Raw genomic sequence first — 18,257 nt, forward strand, 5'->3', positions numbered from 1 at the left:
AAGGAAGGATGCCGTCAAAGGAATCCGTCACCGATGAAACCACCGGTTGACGGGGTCATGCATGATTCATGCACTGGCTTTTAGCACACTGTTGAGTTCTCAAGAAACGGACGCGACCACCATCACCCGAAACCCGCAGGGAGTCCCGAGATCCAGGGCGATGACTTCCGTTCGGCCGACTCTATGACGATCGCCGCACCGCAGACCTGGAGGGCCATACGATCTCGGCCGATGCTCTTGTTAGAGTGACCACCCCTTTCGGGGCAACCACTCCATACTAAACCCTCGGCCGCCTCGCGTCAAACCTTTCGGTCTGGCCGCGCCACGAACGACCCGGACTCGACGCGGACGCCTCGTCTGGATGGTTGTCAGAGTGGCTTGCCCGTCGGGTCCGGCCGCCTGTCGGCGTCCCGCGTTCCCCGGGGGCGAAGAAAACATTAGGCAACGCCGACCCAGCCGTCAAATCACGCCGAGATGGCCGAAACCCTAGGTCAGACGGGAACTTCCGGCGTCGGCCACCCTCCACGCCATGTGATTGTTACCTACGTCACAACAACTCTTGGCCATAAAACAGCCGCCCCGGTCCGGGACCGAGGCGGCTGCCCAGTGCCTGGTCAGCACAGCGCCAAAGTCAGCACAGTGCCATGGTCAGCACAGTGCCATGGTCAGCACGGTGCCATGGTCAGGCGACCTCGACGCCGCCGACCGTCTTCTTGCCCCTGCGCAGCACGAGGAATCGGCCGTGCAGCAGGTCGTCCGCCGAGGGCACGTACTCCTCGTCGGTGATCTTCGTGTTGTTCAGGTACGCGCCGCCCTCCTTGACGGCCCGGCGCGCCGCGGACTTCGACTCCACCAGGCCGCTCTGCGCGAGCAGCTCGACGTACGGCGCTCCCAGGGCGGGCACGACCGCCTTGGGCACCTCGGCGAGCGCGGACTCCAGCGTGCGGGCGTCGAGTTCGGCCAGCGAGCCCTGCCCGAACAGCGCGCGCGAAGCGGCGATCACTCGGGCCAGCTCGTCGGAACCGTGGACCAGAGTGGTCAGGTCCTCGGCCAGGGCGCGCTGCGCCTCGCGAGCCGCCGGCCGCTCGGCCACGGCCTTCTCCAACTCGTCGATCTCCTCCCGCGTCCGGAAGGTGAAGACCTTGAGGAACCGCACCACGTCCCGGTCGTCGGCGTTCAGCCAGTACTGGTAGAACGCGTACGGCGAGGTCAGCGCGGGATCGAGCCAGACCGCACCGCCGGCCGTCTTGCCGAACTTCGTGCCGTCGGCCTTGGTGATCAGCTTGCCGGTCAGCGCGTGGACATGGGCTCCCTCGACCCGGCGGATCAGGTCGACGCCCGCGGTGATGTTGCCCCACTGGTCGCTGCCGCCGAGCTGCAACGTGCATCCGTGCCGCCGGTGCAGCTCGAGGTAGTCGTTGGCCTGCAGGATCTGGTAGCTGAACTCGGTGTAGCTGAGCCCCTCCCCGGCGAGCCGGGCGGAGACCGACTCCCTCGCCAGCATGCGGTTGACGGGGAAGTGCTTACCGACGTCCCGGAGGAAGTCGATCGCCGACAGGTTCGCGGTCCAGTCGAGGTTGCTGACCAGCGTGGCCGCTGTCGGTCCCTCCTCGAAGGACAGGAACTTCTCGACCTGCACCCGAATTCGTGCAACCCATTCGGCGACGATGTCGCTGGAGTTCAGCGCCCGCTCGGTGCTGCGGCCGCTCGGGTCGCCGATCAGACCGGTGGCCCCTCCGACCAGGCCGATGGGCCGGTGACCCGCCCGCTGAAAACGGGTCAAGATCAGCAGCGTGGCCAGGTTGCCCACGTGCAGCGAGGGTGCGGTCGGGTCGAAGCCCGCATATACGGTGATAGGACCGTCCGCCAGCGCCTTGCGCAGCGCGTCGATGTCGGTCGTCTGCGCGATCACGTCGCGCCACTCGAGCTCGTCGAGGATGTCAGCCATCTCCGACGTCGGCACGAGGTTGCCTGAAGTTGCGGTCACGGTCGTGGCTTTCGCTTATCGATGGTGGATGTACGGGCTTCCGTACAAGCCTGCCTGATCACGGAACCTTATCGCCACTTCTTACCTGCGCGTCAGCTCGTGGCACGGCCTCGGCGCCGGGGAACGTGGGCGCGGTATGGCGAGACGGTGGGATCGCCGTCGATCCAGAACCTCCAGGGCGTCTCGGCGCCCGCCGACACACCGGTGCGAGGACCTGTCCTGACCTGGCCGGACGGCACGGGCCGGCCCTCGTGCACCTGGATCGGCCCACCGGCGCAGCAGTCCGTTCCGTTGTGCTCCCGGACCAGGCCGAGCGCCACCGTGAGCCGGGCCGGTCCACGCGCAAGGTCGCGGTCCGGGACACGCCGCACCAGCCCCTCCAGATCCGGCCCGTCGGCGTGCGGCAGGCGCCGGATGCGCGCGGTGTGCACACCCGCGATCACTTCCCCGGCGCGTAACAGGACGGCCGCGCCGGTGCCCGCGGGCATGCACACGAGATTGGCGCAATAGTGCATGCCGTACGTGAAGTAGACGTAGAGGTGCCCCGGCGGCCCGAACATGACCGAGTTACGCGGAGTGCGCCCCCGGTAGGTGTGGGCGGCCGGGTCCTGCCCCGGCCCGCCGTACGCCTCGACCTCGCTCAGCCGCACCGCCACCGACCCGTGCACGACCACGCGCCCGAGCAGGTCGGGCGCGACCACGTCGGAAGGGCGGTCGAAGAAGCCGCGGCCGAGCGGGGCGCCCGCGACGTCCTCGATCAGCTCTCGTTCGCCCATGCCGCCTGACCGTCGACGACGTCCCTGAGGTTCGCGATCTGGTCGCGGACCCGGTCGGGCGCGGTGCCGCCGAAGGCGCTGCGGGCGGCCAGCGCGCCGTGCACGTTCAGCACGTCACGGACGCTCGCACCGGTCGCGTCGACGGCGAAGTGCGGCGAGACCTTGGCCAGCTCGTCGTCGGTGAGCTCACCGAGGTCCTTGTCGTTCACCTGGCACCACACCACCAAGTGGCCGACGGCCTCGTGCGCCTCGCGGAACGGCACCCCGCGGCGGACCAGCAGTTCGGCGAGGTCGGTGGCCAGGGCGAAGCCGTCGGGCGCGCTGGCCTCCAACTTGGCCTTGTTCACGCGCATCGTGGAGACCATGCCCGAAACGGCGGGGAGCACCAGGAGCAGGGTGTCGACCGCGTCGAACACCGGCTCCTTGTCCTCCTGCAGGTCGCGGTTGTAGGTGAGCGGCAGGCCCTTGAGGGTCGTCAGCAGCGACATCAGCGAACCGATCAGCCGGCCGCTCTTGCCCCTGGCCAGCTCGGCCACGTCAGGGTTCTTCTTCTGCGGCATGATCGACGAACCGGTGGAATAGGCGTCGTCCACCTCGATCCACCGGAACTCCTGCGAAGCCCACAGCACGATCTCCTCGCCGAGCCGGGAGATGTGCACACCGATCAGCGCCGCGCAGAACAGGAACTCGGCCGCGAAATCGCGGTCGGCGACCGCGTCCATCGAGTTCGGCGCGGGGGCGTCGAACCCGAGTTCGGCGGCGACGGCGGCGGGGTCGAGCGGCAGGGAGGACCCGGCCAGCGCGCCCGAGCCGAGCGGCGAGACCGCCGCGCGCCTGTCCCAGTCCCGGAGGCGGTCCACGTCCCTGGTGAGCGCGTGGACGTGGGCCAGAAGCTGGTGGCCGAACGACACGGGCTGGGCGTGCTGCAGGTGCGTCATGCCAGGAGCGGCGACGTCGGCGTTCTCCTCGGCCTGGCTGATCAGCGCCGTCTCCAGCTCGACAAGCCGGGAGACGATCATGCGGACGTGGTCACGCAGGTAGAGGCGCAGATCGGTGGCGATCTGGTCGTTGCGGCTGCGACCGGCGCGGAGTTTGCCGCCCAGCGAGCCGAGCCGTTCGAGCAGGCCGCGCTCCAGCGCCGTGTGCACGTCCTCGTCGGCCACGGTGGGGCGGAACTCCCCCTTGCGGCACGCCTGGTCGAGGTCGTCGAGCGCGCCCAGCATGCGGTCGAGCTCCTCCTGCGTCAGCAGCCCGGCGCGGTGCAGCACGCGCGCGTGCGCGCGCGAGGCCAGCAGATCGTACGGCGCGAGCCGCCAGTCGAACTGCACGCTCACCGACAGGCGCGTGAGGGCGTCCGCGGGTCCCCCCTCGAACCTGCCACCCCAGAGCCGCATCGGCTTGTTGTCCGCCACCGTCTTCTCCCTCCGATATTCAAGTCCCTGCAGAAAAGATGACCGCGCGCCGTTCCCGCCCGGGGCCGTCATATGTGGATCCTTGCGCCTTCTCCGGTTTTCTCGGATGAACCTTCGGCGCGAATCCTTCACGCGGATCCTTCTGCGGGACTAATCCGCGACCTTAGCCGACGTACGCCCCGGTCCCTGCACCGGAACCGGGGCGTATGCCGGGTGGATCAGGCCTGGCGGGCGTCCCGCGCGGCCGCGATTTCCTTGTGATCCATCGGGTACGGCGATCTCCCGCTGACGTCGATCGACAGGCCCTTCTCCGACGGCCTCCGCACGGGTCCTCCCGGTGCGGCAGGAGATCGCCACCGACGTGCCAAGTCCGCTTGCGAGTGGGCCCGGCACGTCATGGTTCCTGCTTCTCACTGCCGTGGTCGCGGAGCTCCGCGGCGAGCTTGTGCCTGCTCACGTCGGGCGGGCGGCGGGTGGCCAGGTTGAGCAGGGTCTCCGCCAGCGCCTGCCCCCCGGTCGGGTCACGGCTGATGACGAGGATCGTGTCGTCGCCGGCCACCGTGCCGAGGATCGACTCCCAGCCCGCGTGGTCGATGGCCGAGGCGAGGAACTGTGCCGCTCCCGGCGGCGTGCGCAGGATCACGAGGTTGGCCGACGCCTCGGCCGACACCAGGAGCTCCTCCGCGATTCTCCGCAGTCGCGCGTCGGGGTTCTCCGGCAAGCCGTTGGCGGCACCGGTCCGGTAGAGCGGTATCCGTCCCCCGCCCTCACCGGGTAGCGCGTAGACCAGCGTGCCGTCGTCGGCCCGCAGCTTCAGCGCGCCCAGCTCGTCGAGATCGCGGGAGAGCGTGGCCTGGGTGACCTCCACTCCCTGCTCCGCCAGGAGCTTGGCCAGCTCGGGCTGTGAGCGGACCTTGTGCCTGGTCAGCAGCTCCACGATGCGCGCGTGCCGGGCCGCCTTGGTCAGCGGGATGGTCACGACCCCTCCGCACCCCGCGTCGCCAGCCAGTGCAGCAGTGCCTTCTGGGCGTGCAACCGGTTCTCCGCCTGGTCCCACACCACGCTCTGCGGCCCGTCGATGACGTCCGCGGCGATCTCCAACCCCCGGTACGCCGGGAGGCAGTGAAGCACGATCGCGTCCGGGTCCGCCAGGCCGAGCAGGGCCGTGGACACCTGGTAGGAGGCGAAGGCCGCGACCCGCTCGTCCTTGCCGTCCTGGCCCATGGACACCCAGGTGTCGGTCGCGACGACGTGCGCTCCGGCCACCGCGGCCTCCGGATCGCTCACCGCCGTGACGGACCCGCCCGTGGAAGCCGCGATCTCGGCAGCCCGCTCCATGACCAGGGCGTCGGGCAGGTAGCCCACCGGCGCCCCGATCCGGACGTGCATGCCGGCCGTGGCCCCGCCCAGCAGGTAGGAGTGGGCCATGTTGTTGGCGCCGTCGCCGAGGTAAGCGAGCGTGAGGCCCCGCGGCGAGCCCTTGTGCTCCCGGATCGTCTGCAGGTCGGCGAGAATCTGGCAGGGGTGGAACTCGTCGGTCAGCGCGTTCACCACCGGCACCGAGGAGTGGGCCGCCATCGCCTCGATGCGCTCCTGACCCGCCGTCCGCCACACGATCGCCGCGACCTGCCGGTCCAGCACCCGCGCGGTGTCCTCGATCGGCTCTCCACGTCCCATCTGCGACGTGCCGAGGTCCATGACCAGAGGCTGGCCGCCCAGCTCGGCGACGCCGACGGTGAAGGAGACCCTGGTGCGGGTGGACGGCTTGTCGAACAGCACGGCGACCGTGCGGGGGCCCTCGAAGGGCCGGTAGCCGAACCGGTCCTTCTTCATCGCCTCGGCGAGGTCGAGCACCTGCGCCTGCTCTTCCGGCGACAGGTCGTCGTCCCGCAGGAAGTGCCTAACTCGCGCCGGGTCTGGGCCCTGCCTGACTCGCGCCGGGTCTGGGCCGGTGACGGGGTTCACGAGGTCGTTCTCAGGCATCTGCGGCCTCCAGGATGCCGGGCAGCGCGTCGAGGAAGGTCTGCACGTCGGACTCGGTGATGACGAGCGGCGGCGCGAGCCGTACCGCGTCGGGCTGAAGGGCGTTGACCAGGAAACCGGCCTCCTGCGCCGCCGCCTGCACCTGCGCCGACTTCGGCGCGGTGAGCACGGCGGCCAGCCAGAGCCCGCGTCCCCTGATCCCCTTGAGCAACGGATGCCGCACGGCGGCGATGCCCTCGGACAGCAGCGCCCCCACCTTCACGGCATTGCCGAGCAGTCCGTCGCGCTCGATCGTGTTCAGCACCGCGAGCGCCGCCGCGCACGAGACCGGGTTGCCGCCGAAGGTCGAGCCGTGGTCGCCCTTGGCGAAGACCTCACCGGCCTCGCCGAAGCCGATGCAGGCTCCGATCGGCAGGCCTCCGCCGAGGCCCTTGGCCAGCGTCAGAACGTCGGGGACGACCCCCTCCGCCTGGTGGGCGAACCAGTGCCCGGCGCGGCCGATGGCGGACTGGATCTCATCGGCCACGAGCAGTGCCCCCGCCGAGGAGCAGATCTCCCTGGCGGTGCGGAAGTAGCCGTCGGGCGGCGGTATGACACCCGCCTCACCCTGCGTGGGCTCCAGGAAGACCGCGGCGCAGTCCTCGGTCACCGCGTTCTTGAGCGCGTCCGCGTCCCCGTACGGGACGAACCGGACGTCGAGCGGGAACGGCCCGAACTGGTCGCGGATCGAGGGCTTGCCCGTCAGTGACAGGGCGCCGAGCGTGCGGCCGTGGAAGCCGTTCTCCGTCGCCACCATGTAGCCGCGGCCGTGTGTCTTGCCGTACTTGATGGCGATCTTGACTGCCGCCTCGTTGGCCTCGGTGCCGGAGTTGGAGAGGAAGACCCGCGCCGGCTCCCCGAGCAGGGCGAGCAGCTTCTCGGCGAGCAGCACCTCGGGCTCGTGCAGGAACAGGTTCGAGGTGTGCGCGAGAGTGGCCACCTGCCGGGACACGGCCTCGACCAGGTCCGGGTGGTTGTGGCCGAGCGAGGTCACCGCGATGCCGCCGATGAGGTCGAGGTAGCGGCGCCCGTCCACGTCCCAGACGACGCAGCCCTCGCCGCGGGCGATGGCGACCGGCGGCACCCCGTAGTTGCGCATGAACGCCGCTTCGAAGCGTCCGCGCAGTTCGTCGTTGGTGGTCACCTGGCAACCTCCCCGTTCACGGCGCCGTCCGCCGTCGTTCCGATCCCGCCTCGCACCGCCGGGACGGCGTCGTCGGGCTCGACCATCGTCCCGATGCCCTCGTCGGTGAAGACCTCCAGCAGCAGCGCGTGCGGCACCCGCCCGTCGAGCACGTGGGCCTGTGGGACGCCTCCGCGTACGGCTGCCAGACATGCCTCCATCTTCGGCACCATGCCACTGGACAGCGAGGGCAGCAACGCGGCGAGCTCGGACGCGCCGATACGGCTGACGACCTCCTCGCTGTTGGGCCAGTCGGCGTACAGCCCCTCGACGTCGGTGAGGACGATGAGCTTCGACGCCTGGAGCGCCACGGCGAGAGCGGCTGCGGCGGTGTCGGCGTTGACGTTGTAGATCCCGCCGTCCTCGCCACGGGCAACGGACGACACCACCGGGATGCGGCCGTCGTCCAGCAGGGCCCGCACGGCGCCGGCCTCGACCCGGACGATCTCTCCGACCTGGCCGATGTCGACCTTGACGCCGTCCACGACGACGTGCTTGCGCTCGGCGGTGAACAGGTGGGCGTCCTCGCCGGACATGCCGACCGCGAACGGCCCGTGCCCGTTGATCAGTCCGACCACGTCGCGGTTGACCTGGCCGACCAGGACCATCCGGACGACCTGCATCGCCTCGGGTGTGGTCACCCGCAGCCCGGACACGAAGTGGCTGTCGATCCCGAGCAGATCGAGATGCGCCTGGATCTGCGGGCCGCCGCCGTGCACGATCACCGGCTGCAGGCCGGCGTAGCGCAGGAACACCACGTCGGCCGCGAACTTGGCCCGCAGGTGCTCCTCCGTCATCGCGTTGCCGCCGTACTTGATGACGACGGTCGCGCCGTGGAAACGCGCGAGCCAGGGCAGCGCCTCGATCAGGGTGTGCGCCTTGTCCAGGGCGCCGTTCCGCCTGACGTTCATGACGAGTACGCCGAGTTCTCGTGCACGTAGGCCGCCGTGAGGTCCGTGGTGTGCACGGTCGCGGTGTGCGGGCCGGCGGACAGGTCGATGGTGATGGTCACGTCGCGGGGCCGCAGGTCGACCTTGGCGCGGTCGTCTCCCGCCGCGCCGCCGCGGCAGATCCAGATGCCGTTGACCGCCACGTTGACCCGCTCGGCGTCGAACACGGCGTCGGTGGTGCCGACCGCGCTGACCACCCGGCCCCAGTTGGGGTCCTCGCCGTGGATCGCGCACTTGAGCAGGTTCGAGCGGGCGACCGAACGGCCCACCGCCACCGCGTCCTCCTCCGACGCCGCGCCGACGACCTCGATGGCGATCGCCTTCGAGGCGCCCTCGGCGTCGACCAGAAGCTGCCGGGCAAGGTCCGCGCAGACGGCGGTGACGACCTTCTCGAACTCGGCGAGGTCGGGGCGCACGCCCGACGCTCCGCTCGCGAGCAGCAGCACGGTGTCGTTGGTCGACATGCAGCCGTCGGTGTCGAGCCGGTCGAACGTCACGGAGGTCGCCCTGCGCAGCACCGTGTCGAGTTCCTCGGACGTGAGGTCGGCGTCGGTGGTCAGCACGCACAACATCGTGGCGAGCGCGGGCGCGAGCATCCCTGCGCCCTTTGCCATGCCGCCCACCATGTAGCCGTTCTCGCCGCGGCGGAAGGAGATCTTGCTGACGGTGTCGGTGGTCCGGATCGCGTCGGCCGCCGCCAGGCCGCCGTCGCGGCTGAGCTGGGCGGCCGCGGTCCCCACGCCGCCGAGCAGCGCGTCCATCGGCAGCCGCTCGCCGATCAGTCCGGTGGAGCAGACCGCGACCTCCGCCGCGGAGTCGTCCAGGACCTCCGCCACCTTCTCAGCGGTGGCGTGGGTGTCCTGGAAGCCCAGCGGGCCGGTGCAGGCGTTGGCGCCGCCGGAGTTGAGGACGACGGCCCTCACCCGGCCGCCGCTGAGGACCTGAGCCGACCACAGGACGGGCGCGGCCTTGAAGCGGTTGCGGGTGAAGACGCCGGCCGCGGCACGTGAGGGGCCGTCGTTGACGACCAGGGCCAGGTCGCGGGCGCCGCCGCTCTTGATTCCTGCGGCGACTCCTGCGGCGCGGAAGCCCAGCGGTGCGGTCACGCTCATGCGCGCTCCTCACAGGGGACGATCTTGGTCACGGGGCGACTCCATTGGTGGGAAGGCCGACTTCTTCCGGAAGGCCGAGAGCGAGGTTGGCACTCTGGATCGCGCCGCCCGCGGTCCCCTTAGTGAGGTTGTCGATGGCGACGACGGCGACGATCCGCCCGGCCCGCTCGTCGAGGGTGACCTGCAGGACCGCGGTGTTGGCCCCGACCGTCATCGCGGTCGCCGGCCAGAACCCCTCGGGCAGCAGGTGGAGGAACGGCTCGTCCTTCACCGCCGTCTCGTACGCCTTCCGGACCGCGGCGGGGGTGACACCTGAGGCGGCGGGAGCCGTGCAGGTGGCGAGGATGCCGCGGCTCATCGGCGCGAGGGTCGGCGTGAACGACACCCGGACCGGCCGTCCGGCGACCGCCGACAGGTTCTGCTCCATCTCCGGAGTGTGCCGGTGCACCCCGCCCACGCCGTACGCGCCGACCGAGCCCATGACCTCGCTGCCGAGCAGGTGGGTCTTGGGCGCCCGGCCGGCTCCGGAGGTGCCGCTCGCGGCGACGACCACGACGTCGGGCTCGGCCAGCCCGGCCGCGAAGGCGGGGAACAACGCCAGCGTCGCGGCGGTCGGGTAGCAGCCCGGGACGGCGATGCGCCGGGCGCCGCGCAGGACCTCGCGCTGACCGGGCAGCTCGGGCAGGCCGTAGGGCCACGTGCCGGCGTGGACGCCGCCGTAGAATGCTGTCCACTCTTGCGCGCTGGTCAGCCGGAAGTCGGCGCCGCAGTCGACGACGAGCGTGCCGTCGCCGAGCTCGGCGGCGACCGCGGCCGACTGACCGTGCGGGAGGGCGAGGAAGACGACGTCGTGACCGGCGAGCACGTCGGGGGTGGTCTGCTCGATCACCCGGTCGGCCAGCGACGGCAGGTGGGGCTGGTGGGCGCCGAGCCTGGTGCCCGCGCTGGACGCGGCGGTCAGCGCGCCGATCTCGACGGCGGGGTGTCCGAGCAGCAGACGGAGCAGCTCTCCTCCCGCGTAGCCGCTGGCTCCGGCGATCGCCGCCCTCATCCACGCCCCCCGATTCTTCGCGATCCCTGCATGATCATGCATCGGACCTCATGTTCTTGCTGGTGTAGAGAGTATGCATCGCAAAGCATGAGCATGCAAGCAGCGTTCCGAAGGATGGACATCTAGCCGACGTACCTACCGGTCGGTATCGTGAAACCTCCGGTTAACGAACGAATCCGGGAGTGCGCCAGCATGACGATCACGAACGAACAGGTCCAGGCCCAGCTCACGGCGCCCGGGCAGCTCTTCGAGATGGAAGAGGTCGAGGTCGGCGGTCACAAGATCCGGGCGTGGAGGCACGCTCCGGCGTCCTTCCGGGCCCTCCTGGAGATCACCCGGTTTCACGGGGACAAGGTGTTCATCGTCTACGAGGACGAGCGCATCACCTACGAGGAGCACTTCCGGCTGGCCGCCACGCTCGCCAACCGCCTGGTGGACGACTACGGAGTGCGCAAGGGCGACCGCGTCGCCGTGGCCATGCGCAACTACCCCGAGTGGATCGTCTCCTTCTCCGCCGTGCTCGCCGCCGGGGCGGTGGCCGTGCCGCTCAACGCCTGGTGGACCGAGCAGGAGCTGGAGTACGGCCTGAGCGACTCCGGCGCCAAGGTCGTGATCGCCGACGGCGAGCGCGCCGCCCGGATGGCCGGCAGCGGCCTGCCGATGATCGTCACCCGCGGCGAGGGGGCCGGCTGGGCCGAGGTCCTCGGCGAGGTCCGCGCCGACGTGACGCTACCGCAGGTCGAGGTCGGCCCCGACGACCCCGCCACGATCTTCTACACCTCCGGCACCACGGGCAGGTCCAAGGGCGCCCTCGGCAGCCACCGCAACCTCGGCCAGGCGCCGATGACCGTCGCGTACGCGATGATGCGCACGGTGGCGATGGCCGGCAGGGACGTGGCCGCGGCGGCGGAAAAGCGCAGGATCACCCTGCTGACCGTGCCCCTCTTCCACGTCACCGGGTGCTTCGCCGTACTGATGACCACGATGTTCAGCGGCGGCGGGCTCGTGCTGATGTACAAGTGGGACCCCAAGCGGGCCCTGGAGCTCATCGAGCGCGAGAAGGTCACCGTGATGAGCGGCGTGCCGACCAACGCCTGGCAGCTGCTGTCGCACCCGGACCTGGACAAGCACGACATCTCCTCGCTCGGCTCCGTCTCGTACGGCGGCGCCCCGGCCCCGCCGAAGCTGCTGGAGCGGATCACCGAGTCGCTCCCCAACCGCACGCCCGCCAACGGATACGGCATGACCGAGACGACGGCGCTCGCGATCTACAACAGCGGCGGGGACTACCTGGCCAAGCCCGACAGCATCGGACTGCCGCTCGCCGTCGTGGACGTCAAGGTCTGCGACCCGCTCGGCGCCGAGCTGCCGCCCGGCGAGGTCGGTGAGCTGTGCATGCGGGGGCCCATTGTGATCATGGGCTACTGGAACCGCCCGGAGGCCACGGCGGAGACGTTCGTGGACGGCTGGCTGCACACGGGCGACCTGGCCCGCATCGACGAGGACGGCTACGTCTACATCGTCGACCGCGCCAAGGACATGGTCATCAGGGGCGGCGAGAACGTCTACTGCGCCGAAGTCGAGGCCGCCCTGTTCGAGCATCCCGCGGTGGACGACGCGGCCGTGATCGGCATCCCGGACGACGAGATGGGCGAGCAGGTCGGCGCGGTCGTACGGCTCAAGCAGGGCGCCGGCGCCACCGGCGAGGAGCTCCAGGAGTTCCTGCGCGGCCGCATCGCGGCGTTCAAGGTGCCGGTGCGGTTCTGGTTCAGGGAGGCCGAACTGCCGCGCAACCCCGGCGGCAAGGTGCTCAAGACCCACCTGCGCAAGGAGACCCTGGGCCTCTAGAGATCGCGGGATGGGCACCGGTTACCTCCCGCGTAATCGCCTCTCCTCGGGGCTCCGTGACACCGTTCACGTGTCACACGGAAGACATCCCCGAAGGAGTGGACAATGACCGACTACACCGCCCTGGCCGAGCGTTACATCGCCGCCTGGAACGAGCGGGACGCCGACGCCAGGGCGAAGGCGGTGGCGGACCTGTGGACCGAGGACGGCGGCTACACCGACCCGCTGGCCGCCGTCACCGGGCACGAAGGGATCGCCGCGGTGATCGCCGGAGCGCAGGAGATGTTCCCCGGGTTCGTGTTCACCTTGGGCAGGCCCGTGGACGGCCACCGCGACATCGCGCGCTTCACCTGGCACCTCGGCCCGGAAGGCGCCGCCGAGCCCGTAGTGATCGGCTTCGACGTCGTGGCGCTCGCCGAGGACGGCCGGATCCGTAACGTGTACGGCTTCCTCGACAAGGTCCCCGCCTGATCGGTCACCCCGGAGCGCGGTGCCCCTCGGAGCCCGGTACTCGCGGGAGCCCGGTGCCCCTCGGAGCCGACGGCTGCGAGGGGACCGGGGTCGCCGGGCAGAACTCCGCGATGTTCGCCGCCGTGGTGAGCTCCCCCTGGTTCACCTTGTCGCCGTTCAGGTCGAAGGACAGCGTGTGGCGGCCGTCACGGGTGCCGGCCATCCAGGTGAGCGAGCCGAAGATCGTGCCGCCGTGCCCGTACACGGTGACGCCGCAGGGCAACGTGACCATCATGACGCCGAGCCCGTAGCGGTAGGGGCCGGGCCCATGGAAGACGTCGGACTTCGGCACCGGGGTGAGCATCTCCCGCATCAGGGGCGCGGGCAGCAGGCGCCCGGACAGCAACGCCGAGTCGAAGCGGTTCAGGTCGCCGACCGTGGAGACCATCTCACCTGCGGCCCAGGCCCAGGACGGGTTGAAGCGCGAGAGCCCGTCCTTGCTGTACGCGTGGATGAAGGGGGCGCGGACGTCCGGCGAGGTGCCGGGGAAGTAGGTCGCGCGCAGGCCCAGGGGGCGCAGGACGCGGCCGGTGATCTCGGTGGAGTACTCGTGCCCGGTCACCCGCTTGATGATCATCGCGAGCAGGACGTAGTTGGTGTTGGAGTACTCCCAGGACGTCCCGGGCCGGAACACCGGAGGGTGGCTGAGCGCGTACCCCACCAGCCGGCGCGGCGTGAAGGTCGTGAGCGGATCGCGTTCGAGCCCCTCCGGCACGCGGTCGTCCTTCGTGTAGTTGAACAGCCCGCTGGTGTGGTTGAGCAGCATTCGGACGGTGATGGCCCGTCCGTCGTTGCCGTTGCCGGTGACCAGCCCCGGCAGCCACCGTTCGACCGTGTCGTCCAGGCGGAGGCGGCCCTCGGCGACCAGCTGCAGGACGACGGTGGCGACGAACGTCTTGGTCGTGCTGCCGATCCTGAATCGCATGTCCGCCCGGGGCCTGCGCCGGGTTCCGGTGTCCGCGAATCCGCGCGTGACCGTCGTCGTACGGCCCGCCCGGGACACCTGGGCCAGCGCGCCCGGAGACCCCTCGCTCACCGCCCGGTCGAGCACGGCGCCCAGCGCCGCCTCCGCGTCACGCGGTCGCCGTCCGAGGTCGGCCGCTCCCGGCGCGGAAGCGACGGGAGCCGCGCCCAGGAGGAGAGCCGACACGGTCAGGAGGCGAAGCGTGATCGTCCGGCACCGGATGACGCCCATGCCGACTCCCTCCGCCGGGGCCGGGCGTCCCTTCGGGCGCGCCGGCCGAGCCGCAGGTCCAGCATTCCCTCCACGCCCGCACCGTCACGCGGCGTGGAGGGCGGAACGGCCCGGAAAACGGGTTGCCTCTTCCGGGACCGACCGGATGAGATGGCTCGTCGTGCCGGACGCTCCTGCCCGTTCCCTCGTGTCCCTCGCCCGCCGGCTGAGGCTGGATCTCAGCCCGCTGCGCGAGTTCCGCGACTTCCGCCTCCTGCTCGGTTCCGGGCTGATCACGATGCTCGGCACGGTCGTCACGACCGTGGCCGTGCCGTACCAGATGAAGCAGCTCACCGAGTCCTATGTGGCGGTGGGCCTGGTGGGTATGGCCGAGTTCGTACCGATGGTGGTGTGCGGCCTGTGGGGCGGCGCGATCGCCGACGCGCGCGACCGGCGCACGATCGTGATCCTGAGCGAGCTGGGGTTGTGCCTGTCCTCCGGGCTCCTGCTCGTCAACGCGCTGCTGCCCCGGCCGCAGGTGTGGGTGCTGTACGCCGCAGGGGCGCTGGCCGCCGGGCTCGGCAGCATACGCGGGCCAAGCGAACAGGCGCTGATCAACCGCGTGCTGCCGCTGGACCGGATGCCCGCGGCGTTCGCCCTGCAGGGCCTGTCCCGCAACGCGGCCATGATCGCCGGACCCGCGGCGGGCGGTCTCATCGTGGCCTCGCTCGGCCCGGCCGCCTCCTACGGCGTCGACGTCGCCACGTTCCTGCTGTCCCTCACGCTGCTGGTCAGGGTCGGCACCGTCCCCCGTGCCGAGGAGCCCACCCCCGCGTCGCTGCGCTCCCTGCTGGAAGGCGTGCGGTACGCGCTGCGACGCCCCGACCTGGTGGGTACCTATCTCGTGGACATCGCCGCGATGGCCTTCGCCAGCTCCACGGCGCTGTTCCCCTTCCTGGCCGAGGACCTCGGCGCGTCCAAGGCCGTCGGAGTGCTGTACGCGGCGGGCGGCGTGGGCGCGGTGATCGCCTCACTCGCCTCGGGCTGGACGGCCCACGTCCATCGGCACGGGCTCGCCGTCATCGTCTCGGCCACCCTGTGGGGCGTCGCGGTGGCGCTCGCGGCCCTGATGCCGGACATCTGGCTGGTCTTCCTGTTCCTCGCCGTCGCCGGCGGCGCCGACATGGTGAGCGGCCTGTTCCGCGGCACCATCTGGAACCAGACGATTCCGGACTCCTATCGCGGACGGCTGGCGGGGATCGAGCTGCTGTCCTACTCGACCGGGCCGATGCTGGGCGACGCGCGGGCCGGGTTCATGGCCCAGTTGGGCGGCACCCGGTTCTCCCTGGGGGCGGGCGGACTGCTCTGCCTGGCCGCGGTCGGACTGATGGCCGCCGTGTTGCCCAAATTCCGGCGGTACGACGCCAGGACCGACGAGCACGCGCTCGCTCTCCGCCCGCCGGAGTCTGCGACAGCGTGAAAGGTTCATCGGCGTTCCGGCAGCGCGACCCGCGCTTGGCCGATCCTCGCTGAAACATTTCTTATAAATCTTTGACATATTTCAACGGCGCTTCCCAGAATGATCCCCCCGGCGAACCCCCGGGCCGGGCGGCGCCATGAGGTGCCACCAGGCCTGTTCCCGGTGTCCGATCAGAGTCCCTGACAGGAGGAACAGACATGGCCGACAACGCCGTGCCCATCGGAAGACGTACAGGCTTACGCAAGGCGGTCGCCACGGCGCTCGCGGGCGTCGTCACCGCGGCGGTCGCGACCGTGGCCCTGTCCGCCGCGCCCGCCAGCGCGGCCGACTGCAGCGGCGGCTACGTCGGCCTGACCTACGACGACGGCCCCAACCCCAACAACACCACCAACCTGCTGAACACGTTGAAGGCCAACGGCCTGCGCGCCACGTTCTTCAACATCGGACAGAACGCCCAGAACTACCCGTCCCTGGTCAGGGCCCAGGTGGACGCGGGCATGTGGGTCGGCAACCACAGCTACACCCATCCACACCTGACCCAGATGAGCAGCTCGCAGATCCAGTCCGAACTCCAGCGGACCCAGCAGGCCATCCAGCAGGCCACCGGCGCCGCACCGAAGCTGTTCCGCCCGCCGTACGGCGAGACCAACTCCACCCTCAAGTCGGTCGAACAGCAGCTCGGCCTCAGAGAGATCATCTGGGACGTCGACTCCCAGGACTGGAACGGCGCCAGCACCGCCCAGATCGTCCAAGCCGCCGGCCGGCTCCAGAACGGCCAGATCATCCTCATGCACGACCAGTACTCAACGACGGTCCAGGCCATCCCGCAGATCGCGGCCAACCTCCGCAGCCGCAACATGTGCCCCGGCATGATCTCCCCGAGCACCGGCCGCGCGGTCGCCCCCGACGGCGGCGGCCCGGTCTCCCCGTCCCCGTCCCCGTCGAGCCCTCAGTCCCCCAGTCCCAGCCCCACTCCCACGGTCACTCCCACGGCGGGAACCGGCGCATGCACGGCGACCATGCAAACCGTCAACTCCTGGGGCGGCGGATTCCAGTCCAACGTGACGGTACGCGCGGGCAGTTCGGCGATCAGCGGCTGGACGGTCACCTGGAGCTGGCCCGGCTCCCAGTCCATCAGCCAGCTGTGGGGAGGCCTGCAGTCCGGTTCCGGCTCCTCCGTGAGCGTGCGCAACGAATCGTGGAACGGCAGCCTGGGCGCGAGCGCCTCCACCACCTTCGGCTTCGTCGCCAACGGCACCGCCGCCACGCCGACATTGACCTGCAGCGCGTCCTGACACGCACAACCGCGACGGCAACCGCCCGACACCGCGGTCGTACGGCGGGGAGAGCTCGCTTCACCGCTGTACGACCGTCGCGTCTCGAGGTGCGGCCCTGCCCGGAAGCATGCGGATCGTCCCTACCGAACGCTCCCGCCATGAAACCTTCATCCGATATTTCGGCAGTTCAACGAGCACATCGGCGGACCAATCTCTGAAACATTTCTGCGATTCTTTGACATGTTTCAGCGTCGTTCCTCAGAATGATGCCCGGCGAACCCCTGGGCCGGGCGGCGCTCACCTACCGGTGAACGGCGCCGTCCGGCCCTCCCCCCCGATCGAAGGAGCGAGAGATGGCCGACAGCGCCGTGCCCCTCGGACGACGTCCCCGCTTACGCAAGACCCTCGCCGCCGCGCTCGCGGGCGTCGTCACCGCGGCGGTCGCGACCGTGGCCCTGTCCGCCGCGCCCGCCAGCGCGGCCGACTGCAGCGGCGGCTACGTCGGCCTGACCTACGACGACGGCCCCAACCCCAACAACACCACCAACCTGCTGAACACGTTGAAGGCCAACGGCCTGCGCGCCACGTTCTTCAACATCGGACAGAACGCCCAGAACTACCCGTCCCTGGTCAGGGCCCAGGTGGACGCGGGCATGTGGGTCGGCAACCACAGCTACACCCATCCACACCTGACCCAGATGAGCAGCTCGCAGATCCAGTCCGAACTCCAGCGGACCCAGCAGGCCATCCAGCAGGCCACCGGCGCCGCACCGAAGCTGTTCCGCCCGCCGTACGGCGAGACCAACTCCACCCTCAAGTCGGTCGAACAGCAGCTCGGCCTCAGAGAGATCATCTGGGACGTCGACTCCCAGGACTGGAACGGCGCCAGCACCGCCCAGATCGTCCAAGCCGCCGGCCGGCTCCAGAACGGCCAGATCATCCTCATGCACGACCAGTACTCAACGACGGTCCAGGCCATCCCGCAGATCGCGGCCAACCTCCGCAGCCGCAACATGTGCGCCGGCATGATCTCCCCGAGCACCGGACGGGCCGTCGCCCCCGACGGCGGCAGCGGCGGCCCGACCGGCCAGCCGACCGTCACGCCCACGAACCCCGGCGGCGGCAGCTGCACCGCGACGCTGTCCGCGGGTCAGCAGTGGAGCGACCGGTACAACCTCAACGTCTCGGTCAGCGGCTCCAGCAACTGGACCGTGACCATGAACGTCCCCTCCCCCGCGAAGATCATCGCGACCTGGAACACCAGTGCCAGCTGGCCCAGCTCACAGGTGATGGTCGCCAAGCCGAACGGCAGCGGCAACAACTTCGGGGTGACCATCCAGCACAACGGCAACTGGACCTGGCCGTCCGTCTCCTGCCAGGCCGGCTGACCTCCACCTAGGGGTGCGGCGCTCTTCCGGGGGAGCGCCGCACCTCCTTGGGCTGCTCGCCGCTCTGCGAGCGCAGGAGTGTTCCGG

At 70.2% G+C, this 18,257-nt stretch carries 15 protein-coding genes; 5 read left to right on the forward strand and 10 right to left on the reverse strand.

The window, feature by feature from the left end; genetic code table 11:
* Positions 1-682: 682 nt before the first annotated feature.
* The 9 genes from tyrS to argC all read right to left on the reverse strand — a co-directional run bounded on the left by tyrS (position 683) and on the right by argC (position 10,493).
* Positions 683-1,948, reverse strand: coding sequence for a tyrosine--tRNA ligase (tyrS, locus tag HHX35_RS12355; protein WP_182899351.1), 1,266 nt, complete (start codon positions 1,946-1,948; stop codon positions 683-685).
* 131 nt (positions 1,949-2,079) lie between these two features.
* Complete coding sequence (locus HHX35_RS12360) at positions 2,080-2,763, reverse strand: DNA-3-methyladenine glycosylase (protein ID WP_182898995.1); 684 nt, start codon at positions 2,761-2,763, stop codon at positions 2,080-2,082.
* Positions 2,745-4,157 carry an argininosuccinate lyase gene (argH, locus tag HHX35_RS12365; protein ID WP_139575318.1) on the reverse strand — a complete coding sequence of 471 codons (1,413 nt, stop codon included), beginning with the start codon at positions 4,155-4,157 and terminating at the stop codon, positions 2,745-2,747. The genes HHX35_RS12360 and argH overlap by 19 nt, the downstream gene beginning before the upstream one ends.
* Positions 4,158-4,569: 412 nt before the next feature.
* Positions 4,570-5,154: an arginine repressor gene (locus tag HHX35_RS12370; protein ID WP_182898996.1), complete on the reverse strand. Its 585-nt coding sequence runs from the start codon at positions 5,152-5,154 to the stop codon at positions 4,570-4,572.
* Positions 5,151-6,158, reverse strand: coding sequence for an ornithine carbamoyltransferase (gene argF, locus HHX35_RS12375; RefSeq protein WP_182898997.1), 1,008 nt, complete (start codon positions 6,156-6,158; stop codon positions 5,151-5,153). The genes HHX35_RS12370 and argF overlap by 4 nt, the downstream gene beginning before the upstream one ends.
* A complete protein-coding gene (locus HHX35_RS12380; protein ID WP_220505383.1) occupies positions 6,151-7,296 on the reverse strand; it encodes an acetylornithine transaminase in 1,146 nt (381 codons plus the stop codon). The genes argF and HHX35_RS12380 overlap by 8 nt, the downstream gene beginning before the upstream one ends.
* Before the next feature lie 41 nt (positions 7,297-7,337).
* Entirely contained in the window at positions 7,338-8,291 is a 954-nt protein-coding gene (gene argB, locus HHX35_RS12385; protein ID WP_182898999.1) for an acetylglutamate kinase, read from the reverse strand.
* Positions 8,288-9,442, reverse strand: a complete 1,155-nt coding sequence (argJ, locus tag HHX35_RS12390; protein WP_182899000.1) for a bifunctional glutamate N-acetyltransferase/amino-acid acetyltransferase ArgJ — start codon at positions 9,440-9,442, stop codon at positions 8,288-8,290. Before argJ ends, argB begins: the two co-directional genes overlap by 4 nt.
* A gap of 28 nt (positions 9,443-9,470) precedes the next feature.
* Positions 9,471-10,493: an N-acetyl-gamma-glutamyl-phosphate reductase gene (gene argC / locus HHX35_RS12395; protein ID WP_182899001.1), complete on the reverse strand. Its 1,023-nt coding sequence runs from the start codon at positions 10,491-10,493 to the stop codon at positions 9,471-9,473.
* 192 nt (positions 10,494-10,685) lie between these two features.
* Between argC and HHX35_RS12400 the strand changes: the two genes are divergently transcribed.
* Both HHX35_RS12400 and HHX35_RS12405 read left to right on the forward strand, forming a co-directional pair.
* Positions 10,686-12,341, forward strand: coding sequence for a class I adenylate-forming enzyme family protein (locus HHX35_RS12400; protein ID WP_182899002.1), 1,656 nt, complete (start codon positions 10,686-10,688; stop codon positions 12,339-12,341).
* Between the two features lie 105 nt (positions 12,342-12,446).
* On the forward strand, positions 12,447-12,812 hold the full coding sequence (locus HHX35_RS12405) for a nuclear transport factor 2 family protein (RefSeq protein ID WP_182899003.1): 366 nt from the start codon (positions 12,447-12,449) through the stop codon (positions 12,810-12,812).
* A 4-nt stretch (positions 12,813-12,816) separates the two neighbouring features.
* Here HHX35_RS12405 and HHX35_RS12410 read toward each other — a convergent pair whose 3' ends face one another.
* Positions 12,817-14,046, reverse strand: a complete 1,230-nt coding sequence (locus tag HHX35_RS12410; RefSeq protein ID WP_182899004.1) for a serine hydrolase — start codon at positions 14,044-14,046, stop codon at positions 12,817-12,819.
* A 145-nt stretch (positions 14,047-14,191) separates the two neighbouring features.
* Between HHX35_RS12410 and HHX35_RS12415 the strand changes: the two genes are divergently transcribed.
* The 3 genes from HHX35_RS12415 (at position 14,192) to HHX35_RS12425 (ending at position 18,170) form a co-directional block, all read left to right on the forward strand.
* On the forward strand, positions 14,192-15,505 hold the full coding sequence (locus tag HHX35_RS12415) for an MFS transporter (protein ID WP_182899005.1): 1,314 nt from the start codon (positions 14,192-14,194) through the stop codon (positions 15,503-15,505).
* 197 nt (positions 15,506-15,702) lie between these two features.
* On the forward strand, positions 15,703-16,800 hold the full coding sequence (locus HHX35_RS12420; protein ID WP_182899006.1) for a polysaccharide deacetylase family protein: 1,098 nt from the start codon (positions 15,703-15,705) through the stop codon (positions 16,798-16,800).
* A gap of 335 nt (positions 16,801-17,135) precedes the next feature.
* Positions 17,136-18,170, forward strand: coding sequence for a polysaccharide deacetylase family protein (locus tag HHX35_RS12425; protein ID WP_182899007.1), 1,035 nt, complete (start codon positions 17,136-17,138; stop codon positions 18,168-18,170).
* Positions 18,171-18,257: the final 87 nt, after the last annotated feature.

Source organism: Microbispora sp. H10830, from assembly GCF_014161375.1.
GTDB lineage: Bacteria > Actinomycetota > Actinomycetes > Streptosporangiales > Streptosporangiaceae > Microbispora > Microbispora catharanthi.